Annotated in this window: 9 protein-coding genes and 1 pseudogene; all 10 read left to right on the forward strand. The window is 60.2% G+C overall.

What is annotated here, in order from left to right; all coding sequences use genetic code 11:
• Positions 1 to 127 precede the first annotated feature (127 nt).
• Positions 128 to 1,795, forward strand: a complete 1,668-nt coding sequence (locus JQ553_RS19985; protein ID WP_212501716.1) for an alpha/beta hydrolase — start codon at positions 128 to 130, stop codon at positions 1,793 to 1,795.
• Between the two features lie 139 nt (positions 1,796 to 1,934).
• Complete coding sequence (locus JQ553_RS19990; RefSeq protein WP_212501717.1) at positions 1,935 to 4,649, forward strand: ATP-binding protein; 2,715 nt, start codon at positions 1,935 to 1,937, stop codon at positions 4,647 to 4,649.
• Positions 4,646 to 4,935, forward strand: a pseudogene (locus JQ553_RS19995) (response regulator); the annotation flags it as partial. The gene JQ553_RS19990 and the pseudogene JQ553_RS19995, both read left to right, overlap by 4 nt.
• Before the next feature lie 88 nt (positions 4,936 to 5,023).
• Positions 5,024 to 6,004, forward strand: a complete 981-nt coding sequence (locus tag JQ553_RS20000) for an ABC transporter substrate-binding protein (RefSeq protein ID WP_212501718.1) — start codon at positions 5,024 to 5,026, stop codon at positions 6,002 to 6,004.
• Positions 6,005 to 6,367: 363 nt separating this feature from the next.
• Positions 6,368 to 7,672, forward strand: a complete 1,305-nt coding sequence (locus JQ553_RS20005) for an ABC transporter substrate-binding protein (protein WP_212501719.1) — start codon at positions 6,368 to 6,370, stop codon at positions 7,670 to 7,672.
• 58 nt (positions 7,673 to 7,730) lie between these two features.
• Positions 7,731 to 8,630 carry a branched-chain amino acid ABC transporter permease gene (locus JQ553_RS20010; RefSeq protein WP_212501720.1) on the forward strand — a complete coding sequence of 300 codons (900 nt, stop codon included), beginning with the start codon at positions 7,731 to 7,733 and terminating at the stop codon, positions 8,628 to 8,630.
• Positions 8,630 to 9,586, forward strand: a complete 957-nt coding sequence (locus JQ553_RS20015) for a branched-chain amino acid ABC transporter permease (protein ID WP_212501721.1) — start codon at positions 8,630 to 8,632, stop codon at positions 9,584 to 9,586. The genes JQ553_RS20010 and JQ553_RS20015 overlap by 1 nt, the downstream gene beginning before the upstream one ends.
• Positions 9,586 to 10,329, forward strand: a complete 744-nt coding sequence (locus tag JQ553_RS20020) for an ABC transporter ATP-binding protein (protein WP_212501722.1) — start codon at positions 9,586 to 9,588, stop codon at positions 10,327 to 10,329. The genes JQ553_RS20015 and JQ553_RS20020 overlap by 1 nt, the downstream gene beginning before the upstream one ends.
• A gap of 5 nt (positions 10,330 to 10,334) precedes the next feature.
• Entirely contained in the window at positions 10,335 to 10,997 is a 663-nt protein-coding gene (locus JQ553_RS20025; protein WP_249144439.1) for an ABC transporter ATP-binding protein, read from the forward strand.
• Between the two features lie 76 nt (positions 10,998 to 11,073).
• Complete coding sequence (locus JQ553_RS20030) at positions 11,074 to 12,036, forward strand: dihydrodipicolinate synthase family protein (protein WP_212501724.1); 963 nt, start codon at positions 11,074 to 11,076, stop codon at positions 12,034 to 12,036.
• Positions 12,037 to 12,080: the final 44 nt, after the last annotated feature.

Raw genomic sequence — 12,080 nt, forward strand, 5'->3', positions numbered from 1 at the left:
ATCAAGAATGATGTCGGCTCAAAGCAGCGTGGCTTTTCGACCGTTGGAGGCTCAAATGGTAGCTAGCCCCTCGCCGAACGATCCGTCCGCCCATCTCGCAAACCTGATGGATGCGGGCCAGCAATCAATGAAGCAGTTCGAGGACGCGCTCGCGGCAGCCATGGGAGTGCCGGCCAAGCGTTCAATGCCCATGGGGCAGGTTTTTTCGCCTGTTGCGTTCATCGCGGACATGCATCACCAGTACTTCACGCAATTCTGGCGCGCATGGAATGCTGCGCTCGTAAGGACGTTCACCTTCGGCACGCACGCAGCAATCCAGCCGGCCGGCAGCGACAAGCGTTTCAAGGACGAGGCATGGCAGGAGACGCCCTACTACGATCTTCTCAAGCAATCTTATCTTCTCCTCTCGAAGCAACTGCACGAAATGGTCGATGGCGCGCAGGTCGATGACAGAACGCGGCTTCAGCTTCGCTTTTTCGCGCGTCAGTACATCGATGCGATAAGTCCCACCAATTTCGCGGCCACCAACCCTGAAGTGATACGTACGGCCATCGAGACCCGCGCGGCGAGCCTTGCCACCGGAATCCAGAATTTGATCGAAGACATCCAGAAGGGACGCATCACAAGGGTCGACGAAAAAGCGTTTGAAGTGGGCCGCAACCTTGCGGTTACGCCTGGATCGGTCGTCTTCGAGAACGACCTGATTCAGTTGATCCAGTACGCGCCCCAGACGGCACAGGTAGAGAAGACACCTTTGCTTATCGTGCCGCCGTGCATCAACAAGTACTATCTACTGGACCTTGGCGCCGGCAATTCGTTTGTTGAATATGCCGTGGCCCAGGGCCACCAGGTTTTTTTGATCTCCTGGCGGAGCGCCGTTCCCGAGATCGAACGTCTCACCTGGGATGATTATCTGACAAAAGGTCCGCTGAAGGCGATCGATGCAGTATGCGACATTACCAACGTGAATCGAGTTCACGCGCTCGGTTTCTGCGTTGGAGGCACGATCATGAGTTGTGCCGCGGGAGTACTGGCCGCGCGCGGCGAGGACAGGCTCGAGACCCTCACGCTCCTGACGACAATGCTCGATTTTTCCGATACCGGCGATATCGGACTGTTGATCGACGAGGGCTCGATCGCCTTGCGAGAGGCGTTGATCGGAAATGGCGGCATCCTTCCGGGGAAGGAATTGGCCTTTACGTTCGGAACACTGCGCGCCAACGATCTGATCTGGCGCTATGTCGTCGACAGCTATCTCAAGGGTGCGACGCCCGAAGCGTTTGACCTGTTGTACTGGGATTCCGACAGTGTGAGCCTTCCGGGACCGATGTATTGTTGGTACACGCGCAATACGTATCTCGAAAACAAGATCAGGGAGCCGGGCAGAACGACGCAATGTGGTGTCCCGATCGACTTGTCGAAGGTAAATGCGCCGCTCTATGTGCTGGCCTCCCGTGACGACCACATCGTGCCATGGCGAAGCGCCTACCTGTCGAAAGACATCATCGGCAAGGATCAGCGCTTCGTGCTCGCGGCAAGCGGTCATGTTGCCGGCGTGATCAATCCACCAGCCCGCAACAAGCGCAGCCATTGGCTGAACGATAATCTGAACTGCGGGGCGAACGACTGGCTGGAGAAGGCCGAGGAGAAACCGGGCAGTTGGTGGCCGGATTGGGATGCCTGGATGAAGGGCCGTTCCACCGGGATTATTCCCGCGCCGACTCTTGCCGGCAATTCGCGTTACCCCATCGTTGAGCCGGCGCCGGGCCGGTACGTGAAGCAAAAATCGAATTAGGGGTGCCGAGGACGGAGGAGCGGCCCGAAGGCGCACAGCCGCCGCTGCGCCCCGCCGCCGCCGCGGCTGAAGCGGCCCCCCGCCACACTGCGCCACCGCAGCCAGAGACAGGTTCCGCTTTTCTTGCTAGCCTTGAGGGATGAGCATTTCTGTTCATCCTGACCAGTCAGAGCAGGGGACGCTGGCCGGGCCGGCGATTGCTGCGCCGGCGGCGGAGTCGGGATCGACTGGCACGACAATCCGCAGCCGGCTCTTTACCAAATACGTTGCGCTGTTCGTCGCCGTGGTTGCCATCGCGCTGTTATCGAACGGGATTTTCGAGGTTTTTTTCTATTATCGCGAGCACAAGGCTTCGTTGATCCGAATTCAGCATGAACAGGCTGAGGCGGCAGCGGCAAAGATCAGTCAATTCATCAAGGAGATCGAAAGCCAGCTCGGTTGGACCACGCAATTGCCCTGGTCGACCAGCACGCTTGAAAGCCGCCGCTTCGACGCGCTGCGGCTGCTCCGCCAGGTGCCAGCGATCACCGAATTGGCGCAGATCGACTCCAGCGGGAAAGAGCGGTTGCGGGTATCCCGGCTGGACATAAACGTGGTCGATAGTGGTCTCGATTTCTCAAGGGATCCAAAGTTCACGGAAGCCGTCGCCAACAAGGTCTACTATGGCCCGGTATATTTCCGCGGGGGATCCGAGCCCTATATGACCCTGTCCCTGGCAGGCTCGCGCAAGGACTCAGGCGTCAGCATTGCGGAAGTGAATCTGAAACTGATCTGGGACGTCGTCTCGCAAATCAAGGTCGGCGAGCACGGCCACGCCTATGTCGTGGGCTCGCAGGGCCGGCTGATCGCGCACCCTGACATCAGCCTCGTGCTGCGGAACACGGACATGTCCGGGCTTGTGCAGGTGCGTGCAGCTCTGGAGGAGCAGGCGGCGATCACGAAGCAGCGGGAGGAGGCCGCCGCGATGCTGCAGGCGGCGCGACCCGCATCCGCCGCGCGTGCGCCCTCGCAACCGGTCCCACCACCACCACCTCGGCCGTCAAGTCCCGGCGCGAATTCCCTTCAGGGCGAGCTCAATATCCAGGGGCAGGAGGTGCTGACGGCATCGGCACCGATCTGGCCGTTGCGCTGGATCATGTTCGTCGAGCTACCGGTTCAGGAGGCCTATGCCTCGCTCTATGCGGCGTTGCAACGGCTCGCGGTCGTTCTGCTGGCTGCGTCGATCTTAGCGGTGCTCGCCGGAATCTTCCTGGCGCGACGAATGGTCGGTCCGATTCAGGCGTTGCGCGCCGGCGCCGAGCGCATCGGGGGCGGCGACTTTGCCCAGCGGATCTCCATCAAGACCGGGGATGAACTGGAAGGCCTTGCCCATCAGTTCAACGATATGGGCGCACGGCTCCAGGAATCCTACGCGGACCTGGAAAACAAGGTCGAGCAGCGCACCGCTGAGCTCACAGAGTCTCTGCAGCAGCAAACCGCGACTTCCGAAGTACTCGAAACCATCAGCTCGTCGCCAGGCGAACTGAATCCTGTGTTCGCGAAGCTGCTCGAGAACGCTACCCGCGTCTGCGGAGCCAATTTCGGCGTCATGCATCTATTGGAAGGGGATAACTGCATCGTCGCGGCGGATTACAACTTGCCGCCGGCGTACCGGGCTTCGCGAGAAGGTCTGCAAGTCAATCCGCATCCGGAAAGCGGGCTTGCCACGGCAATCAGGACGCATGAAGTCTCGCATTTGGCCGATTTGCGAGAAGGTGCCGCCTATCGTGCCGGTGCTCCGCACGCGCGTAAGCTCGCCGATGTCGCAGGCGCTCGGACCCTTGTTGTTGTGCCGATGTTGAAGGAGAACGAGTTGATCGGCACGATCACGATCTTTCGTCAGGAGGTCCGCCCGTTCACCGACAAGCAGATCGCGCTGGTCGAGAACTTCACCAAGCAGGCAGTCATCGCCATAGAGAATACGCGCCTGCTTCGCGAGTTGCGCGAGCGCACCGAGGCCCTGTCGCAGTCGCTGGACGAACTGCGCACGGCGCAGGATCGCCTGGTACAGACCGAGAAGCTTGCCTCGCTCGGCCAGCTTACCGCCGGCATCGCGCATGAAATCAAGAACCCGCTCAATTTCGTCAATAATTTCTCCTCGCTCTCGACGGAACTGATCGATGAACTGAACGATGTGCTGAAATCCGCCTCCATCGACGACAAGATTCGCGACGACATCGACGAGCTCACGCGCACGCTGAAGAGCAACCTCGAGAAAGTGGTCCAGCACGGCAAGCGCGCCGATTCCATTGTCAAGAACATGCTGCAGCATTCGCGCGAGGGCTCCGGCGAGCACCGCCCGGCGGACATCAACGCCATTGTCGAGGAAAGCCTGAATCTCGCCTATCACGGCGCGCGGGCGGAAAAATCCGGCTTCAACATCACGCTCAAGCGCGATCTGGATCCCTCGGCCGGCATGATCGACGTTTATCCGCAGGAAATCACCCGCGTATTCCTCAATTTGATTTCCAATGGCTTCTATGCTGCGACCAGGCGCAAGGAGTCGGCCGCCGACGGTTTCGAGCCGACGCTGATGGCGACAACGAAGAACCTCGGCAGCAAAGTGGAAATTCGTATTCGGGACAATGGCACTGGTATTTCGCCCGAAGTGAAGGAGAAGATGTTCAATCCCTTCTTCACGACCAAGCCGGCCGGCGAAGGCACCGGGCTCGGCCTTTCGATGAGCCACGACATCGTCGTGAAACAACATGGCGGCAAGATCGACGTGGCGACCGAGCCGGGCTCATTTACGGAATTCATCGTCACGCTGCCGCGAAGCGGTGCAGCTCGGGCAAATGCCGGGGACCGAATTTGAGCGTTTGCATACCTGTCGTGGATGACGAGCACCTGACGTCGAAGCGTTATTCCGACAGCAGTTTCGCCGCGATCTACGCAGTGGCCGGTTTCTGATGGAATTTGCTGTTTCGGAGCCGGCCGCGCTGCGGCGCGTAGTGGACCTGCGCGACCGCACATTGTTGTTGATCCTTTCGGACATCAACACGCCCGGAATGAGCGGGCTGGACATATTGCCGAACATGCGCACCGCGCGGCCGGACGTGCCGATCATCATGATCACCGCCTATGGCGATCCGGAGACCCGAGGCGCGCACGTGGCCGCTGAAATCCGCTAGGCGAATAGTTGCTGCTATGCTCAAATCGCTCCCCAAAGCAACGCCTGTCAGGTGCTCAATGAAGCGGCGGGACTTTATTGCCGGCTTGGGAGTGACGGCCATTGGGCCGCGCGCTGCTTTGGCGCAGCGTGCAGGCTCCCCTGTGATCGGGTTCATCAGCACAAGGTCACCCGAGGAAGCCACTGTTCACACCAATGCTTTTCGCCGCGGGCTCGAAGAGATGGGTTATCCCGAGGGACGAGGTGTCGCAGTGGAGTATCGCTGGGCGAATGGCGACTACGGCCGCTTGCCATCACTTGCCACGGATCTGCTCAACCGGCCGCTTTCGCTTGTGGTGGGCGCCGGCGATCCTGCGGCACAGGCAGCCAAGGCGGCGGGAGTGGCAGTGCCGCTCATTTTCGTCGTCGGTCAGGACCCGGTTCAGTCGGGGCTAGTCGTTAGCCTGAACCGGCCGGGCAAGGCCACCGGCGTCAATTTCTTTACCGGCGAATTGGGCGGCAAGCGGCTGGAGCTTCTCTGCGCCATGGTGCCCGCCACGGGATCCGTGGGACTTCTGCTCAATTTGCGCTTCGGGCTCGAAGTCGCTGACCAGCACCGAAAGGCGGTAGCGGCTGCGGCGAAGACTCTCGGCCGCGACCTCGTCGTGCAGAACGCTGCCACGGATGCAGAGATAACGGCCAGCTTCGCTGCCCTGGTGAAGAGTGGCGTAGGTGCGCTGGTCGTGCAGAACGATCCGTTCTTCGACAGTCGACGTAACCAGATCATCGATCTTTCCTCGCGCAATCGGATGCCCGTCATTGCGCACATTCGCGAGTACCCGGCGGACGGAGCGTTAATGAGTTATGGCGCCAGCTTGTCCGATACCTACCGGCAGGTTGGAATTTATGCCGGAAAGGTTCTGCGCGGCGCACAGCCCGACGACCTTCCGGTTCTGCGGCCCACAAGGTTCGAACTGGTTGTCAACATCCGGGCTGCGAAGGCTCTCGGCCTTTCGGTGCCGCAATCCATTCTCGTGGCGTCCGACGAGCTGATTGAATGATTCCAGCACACTCGACCCTTATCAGCTTGGACGTTGCGCGAGGTGGGCGTCGATCTCGCCGCGGGTCCCTCCATGTTGCTTGTGATCCAAACGCGTACGTGTGACCTGCGTCGGCCTTTGACGCAGAAGTACTTAAGACGGTATCGAAAACCGGCAACTGTGCTTGGGAGGCAACCCTCAACATCGTAGCGAGCGTCAAGTCCCGGGCGGGTGCGCATCCAATTGACGCATTCAGAACTCTTTGCGAGTCGACAATTGCGGCTAGTATATGCTGGCAAGGCTCAAAAATTATAGTAGCGTTGCTGCAAGAAAGAGCGCAACGGCGACAAAGTCGAGCGCAAATTTGAAAATGGGAGGGCTTCCATGCATTTTTTGAGGACCGCACGCGCGGCCGCGACGGTGGTCGCAATCTTCACGAGCACTGCATTCGCCCAAAACAAGCCGCCGGAGATCAAGATCGGTATCGCGACATTTTTGTCGGGGCCGGCTTCGGTCTTCGGCGTGCCGGCAAAAGCGGCCGCCGAGATGATCGCGGACGATCTCAACAAGAAGGGAGGAATCGGTGGCGTCCCTGTAAAGCTCTCCTTCATAGATGAAGGCGCCGGCGGCGAGGCGCTGGTCTCGAACTACCGGCGCATGGTGCAAGATGAAAAAGTCGACGCCACATTCGCCGCCATCTCTTCCGGCAGTTGCAACCAACTCGTCCCGGTCGCCGAAGACCTCAAGGTGATGAACTTCATGTGGGATTGCGGCGCGGCTTCCATTCTCGAGACGAGGAAGTATCGCTACAATTTCCGGACCCAGGCGAACGGAACGCCGGAGATGCTCGCCGTTCTGATCTATCTGCTCAAGACCAAGCCCGACTTCAAAACGATCGCAGTCGTCAATCAGGACTATGCGTGGGGCCGCGAGAGCTGGGAGATCTTCTCCACCGCGTTGAAGGCGATGAAGCCGGACGTTCAGGTCGTGGCCGAGCTCTTTCCGAAATTCGGCGCACCCGATTATTCCACGGAAATTTCCCGCCTGCTCGCATTGCGGCCCGATGTCGTTCTCACCACCGCCTGGGGCGGCGACCTTGACACGCTGGTCCGGCAGGCGGGTCAGCGCGGCCTGTTGCAGCAATCAACATTCGTGCTGGGTATCGGTGAATCGTCGATCCAGCGATTGGGCAAGGACCTGCCCGAGGGCCTCATTGTCGGCGCGCGAGGCGATCACTGGTTCCTGCACCCTGAAAAGCGAAATGACGCAGCCTTCAAGGCCTTTAACGAGGAGTTCAAGGCAAAGACCGGCGCCTGGCCGATCTACCCGGTCTATCACATGGCACAGGCGTTCAAGGCGCTGCAGACGACCTATGACAAGGCGATCAAAGCCAATGGCGGCAATTGGCCCACGCGAGAGCAGGTCGTCGACGCAGCGGTCGGCACCCAGTTCGCGACCGGCTTCGGTCGGCCGGTCACGCTGAGGTCCGAGGACAATCAGGGCCTGGAAGCTCAGCTTGTCGGCGTCACCAAGTCGTTTCCGGGCTATGAGTTCAAATTGCTCGATAACATGATGATCTTCGATCCGAAGGTGATCACCAACCCGGCAGGCATACGCTCGGTGGAGTGGCTCAAGACGCTCAAGCCGGAATTCGCCAAGATGGACGTGCCGACCTTCAAGCAGCAATAGCGCTTCGATCCCCGTCCTCCAGCTTTGTTCCGGAGGACGGGATTTTCTGAAAGCCCCCATGAACTCGACTCTTGCCATACTGGCCGTCCTTGACGGGATCAGTTACGCCGCCTTGGTGTTCCTGGTTTCAGTTGGGCTCAGTTTGATCTTCGGCGTATTGCGGGTCGTGAATGTCGCGCACGGCTCGCTGTATGCCTTCGGCGCCTATCTCGCGGCGACGCTCAGCCTCAGGGTAGCGCCGGTGTCGCCGTGGCTCACCTATCCCGCGCTGCTGTTGGCTTCCATTGTGATCGGCGCCGTTTGCGGGGGTGTCATCGAGCGCTTTCTCCTGCGTCCGCTCTACGGCCGAGACGATGTCTTGCAACTCCTGATTACGTTCGCCGCCTTCATGATCATGGACAATCTGCAGCGGATGATCTGGGGCGTGCAACCAATTTTCGCCGCTGACCCTCTGAAGCTGTTGCCGAATGTCACTGTGTTCGGGGTCACCTACACGTCTTATCAGGTCATTCTGCTGCCGGCCGTAGCGCTGGCGACGCTGTTCGGGCTGCGCTACTTTCTGCGGCGAACGCTTTCAGGGGCGGTGATCCTCGCGGTCACGGAAGATCGAGAGGCGGCGACGGCTATCGGCATCGACGCACGGCGCGTCTATTTCGTGACGTTTATTATCGGCGCGAGCCTCGCGGCGCTTGGAGGCGCACTCGCCTCGCCCACCACATCACTCGTGCCCGGGATGGGCGCCGACATGATCGTGCTCTCCTTTGCGGTCGCGGCCACCGCAGGTCTCGGCCAGATCGAGGGCACCGCGCTTACCGCACTCCTGATCGGTCTGACGCGTGCCTTCGTCATCTATCTCCATCCCGAGTTCGAGGTTCTCGTTCCCTATCTGCTGATGGTGCTGGTACTTCTTGTGCGTCCGCTCGGATTGTTCGGCGCAGTGCAGGTGAGGAAGATTTGATGGCGGGGCGCATCAAGCCGATCACAGCGGCCGCAGCAATCTTCTTTCTGGTCAGCGCCGTGGCGCCGCTCTTCGTATCGAGCTGGGCGACGCTGTTCGCGCTAATTCTTGCCAAGGGCGTCGTTGTGCTCGGCATCGTGCTGTTGTTGCAGGCGGGGCAGGTATCGTTCGGACATGCGATGTTCTTTGCTGTCGGCGCCTACACCGCCGCTTTCTGGGGCAGGTACGTTGGTGGCGGCGATATAGTGCTCTTTCTCGTGCTTGGAGCCATATCGTCGACTGTCTCCGGATTGATCGTTGGTCTGTTCGTGGTTCGCTACCGCGACATATTTTTTGGAATGCTGAACTTGGCATTCTCGATGGTGCTGTGGTCGCTGCTCGAGAAGATGTACCCCTACACCAACGGAGCGGACGGTATCCGTGTGGCACGTCCGAGCCTGCTCGGATTCTCGTTTACGCCCGAAACGTTCCAATACCTCATTCTCTATATAAGTCTCTTGACGGCGATCGCCGCGTTCTATGGCGTGCAACGCTATCTCGAGAGCCCGCTCGGGCACATGTTACGGGCGATCAAGTCGAATGAAACCCGGCTCGAATATCTGGGGACATCGGCGCGGCGCGTTCTGCTCGTGGGCTACGTCATCTCCGCTTTTCTGGGCGGCATCGGCGGCACGCTGGTCGCGATGATCCAGCAGATCGCGACACCCGAGTTCGGCTACTGGACCAAGTCGGGCGAATTCGTGTTTATCGCAATTCTTGGCGGCGGGGCGCATGCGTTCGGTGCCTTTGCGGGCGCCGCGATGTTTGAGTGCGTACGCTTCTACGCGGCCGCCCATCTGGCGGACTCCTGGCAGCTCATTCTCGGCGTCGTCCTGATCGTCATCATCCTCTATGCGCCGAACGGCCTGATCGGGCTCAGGCAGCGCTACCGTCAATCAGGTCTGGGAGGGAGTTGATGGCCGGCGTATTGCTCTCCGCCAAGGGTATCAAGATTCGCTTCGGCGGCGTTGTCGCCGCGGATGGCATAGACCTGGACGTTCTCGAAGGCGAGAACCTCGCCATCATCGGGCCGAACGGCGCCGGCAAGACGACATTCCTGAATATTTCCACCGGCTATCTTCGGCCGCAGGCGGGCACCATCAACTTCCTCGGTCAGAACATCACGGCGCAGCTGCCGCGCACGATCACAAAACTCGGCATCGCTCGCGCCTTCCAGATACCCCAGCTGTTCCTCGATCAGACCGTGATGGAGAACATGCTCATCTCGGCGGCCTCGCGCCAGGGCCGCCCCTCGGGTTTCCAGGCTCTCTCACGCCTGCCGGACGTGCCGGAGATGGAACGGCTGCTCGATCTTGTAGGTGTAAGTTCCTATGCGCAACGAAAGGCGCGAGAACTGCCGGAAGGACAACGCAAGCTCGTCGATATCTCCCTGGCGCTGGCCTTGAAGCCCAGACTCCTGCTGATGGACGAACCGACCTCGGGCGTCGCGTCATCCGAGAAGCTCGAGATCATGGACATTCTCACCACCGCGCTCGCAAAGGAGAAGGTCACATCGGTCTTCGTCGAGCACGACATGGATATGGTGGAGCGCTATGCCAACCGCGTCGCGGTGTGGAATGTTGGAAAGATCCAGAAAGTGGGGACACCGGCTGAGGTTCTGGCCGATCCAAAGGTTCGAGAGCAGGTGATCGGAATATGACACCGATGCTGAGGTTTGAGAACGTCAACGTTGCGATCGCGGACGCGCCCGTGTTGCGCAACGTCAGCTTCTCGTTGGCGCCGGGCGTGAGTGCCGCGCTTGTCGGGCGAAACGGCGCCGGCAAGACCACAACCGCGCGCACCATTATGGGCTTCACGAAAGCGATCGGCACTGTGCGCTTGGGCGGTGAAGATCTGGGACGAGTGGCGCCGCACCGCCGGCCGTCGCTTGGTCTCGGCTATGCGCCGGAGGATCGCCGGCTGTTTTCAGCTTTCAGCGTTGAGGAGAATATCCTCCTTCCAGGACGCGTCGCGAAGCTCCGTCCGGAAGAGATGCGACGACGGCTGGAGCGGGCCTATTCGGTGCTGCCCGAACTCAAGGAGTTGGCCAAGCGACCAGCGGGATCGGTCTCGGGAGGGCAAGGCAAGATGGTCGCGCTGGGCCGCGCGCTGATGCTCGGAACAAAACTTCTCATCCTGGATGAACCGTTCCAGGGACTGGCGCCTGTCCTGGCGCAGCGCTACGCGGAAGCCCTGCGTCGGCTTCGTTCGCAGGACAGCGAGATTACTCTGCTGATTACGGAATCGAACCCGAAACTGCTCGAGACGTTCGTTGACGTAACGCTCACGATTGAAAGAGGCGAAATAGAGGACACGTCGAGCCACTAGAGCTGCAAACGAGCCGTTCGCTGTTCGGCCGAGGAATGATAGTATTTTGCCGGTGGACTTTTGAAGGAGACGACATATGGGCCGCCATCCCGATTTCGTGCCTAAAGGCGTAATTCCCGCAGTACTGCTGCCATTCCATGACGACCTGTCGATCGACGAGAAGAGCTTCAGGGTTCACTTGCGGGATGTCGCGACGGTAGACGGGCTCTCGGCGATCACGGTCAACGCTCATTCCACCGAGGTCGCCTCCTGCACGAGGGAGGAGCAGCGTCGTATCATGGAGATCGCCGGCGAGGAAGTCGGCAACTCCTTGCCGATCGTGCACGGCGTGTGGGCCGACGGCAGCCTGGAGGCGGCACGAATCGCGCGGGAAGCCCAGGCCGGCGGAGCCTCGGCGCTGCTGGTGTTTCCGCCGGCTCCGTTTGCGCTTGGCCAGTCGCTTCAAATGGTGCTGGCCCATTTCAAGACCATCAGCGATGCGTCCGACTTGCCGCTGATCGTTTTTCAGTATCCGTTGGCTACGGGACAAGGCTATTCGGCGGCGACGCTGGAGCGATTATTTGACGAGGTGCCCACGATCCGCGCGATCAAGGATTGGACTCCGCTGGTGCCTCAGCATGAGAGTCAGATCAGAGCACTGCAAAGCCGCAAGCGTCCTGTCCACGTACTGTCTACCAACAGTGCGTGGCTCCTAAGTTCGCTGGTTCTTGGATGCGATGGCTTGCTGTCCGGTAGCGGCAGCGTCATTGCCAACCTTCAGGCGGCGCTCTTTCACGCAGTGCAGGCCAACGATCTTGCGGAAGCTCGCCGGATCAATGACCGGATTTATCCAATCGCACGGGTATTCTATGCCGATCCATTCGTCGACATGCACAACCGCATGAAAGAGGCGCTGGTGCTGCTCGGCAAGTTGCCACGTGCCGTCGTTCGCCCGCCTTTGGTCAAGATTACAGCCGCGGAAATTGCACGAATCCGGGATGCGCTCGTGGAAGCGGGCCTGCTCGACACCGGCGCGGCACTGGGACGAAGCGCTGCGTAGGGGCGACGGGTAGCCAAGCGGCCCAAGGAGCGTTGGGTGCAGGC

Source organism: Bradyrhizobium lablabi (genome assembly GCF_018131005.1).
Classification (GTDB): Bacteria; Pseudomonadota; Alphaproteobacteria; order Rhizobiales; family Xanthobacteraceae; genus Bradyrhizobium; species Bradyrhizobium lablabi_D.

Bases quoted from the DNA above. Each gene is read 5' to 3' on its own strand.
- JQ553_RS19985 (WP_212501716.1), top strand. From the start codon at position 128: ATGAAGCAGTTCGAGGACGCGCTCGCGGCAGCCATGGGAGTGCCGGCC.
- JQ553_RS19990 (WP_212501717.1), top strand. From the start codon at position 1,935: ATGAGCATTTCTGTTCATCCTGACCAGTCAGAGCAGGGGACGCTGGCC.
- JQ553_RS20000 (WP_212501718.1), top strand. From the start codon at position 5,024: ATGAAGCGGCGGGACTTTATTGCCGGCTTGGGAGTGACGGCCATTGGG.
- JQ553_RS20005 (WP_212501719.1), top strand. From the start codon at position 6,368: ATGCATTTTTTGAGGACCGCACGCGCGGCCGCGACGGTGGTCGCAATC.
- JQ553_RS20010 (WP_212501720.1), top strand. From the start codon at position 7,731: ATGAACTCGACTCTTGCCATACTGGCCGTCCTTGACGGGATCAGTTAC.
- JQ553_RS20015 (WP_212501721.1), top strand. From the start codon at position 8,630: ATGGCGGGGCGCATCAAGCCGATCACAGCGGCCGCAGCAATCTTCTTT.
- JQ553_RS20020 (WP_212501722.1), top strand. From the start codon at position 9,586: ATGGCCGGCGTATTGCTCTCCGCCAAGGGTATCAAGATTCGCTTCGGC.
- JQ553_RS20025 (WP_249144439.1), top strand. From the start codon at position 10,335: ATGCTGAGGTTTGAGAACGTCAACGTTGCGATCGCGGACGCGCCCGTG.
- JQ553_RS20030 (WP_212501724.1), top strand. From the start codon at position 11,074: ATGGGCCGCCATCCCGATTTCGTGCCTAAAGGCGTAATTCCCGCAGTA.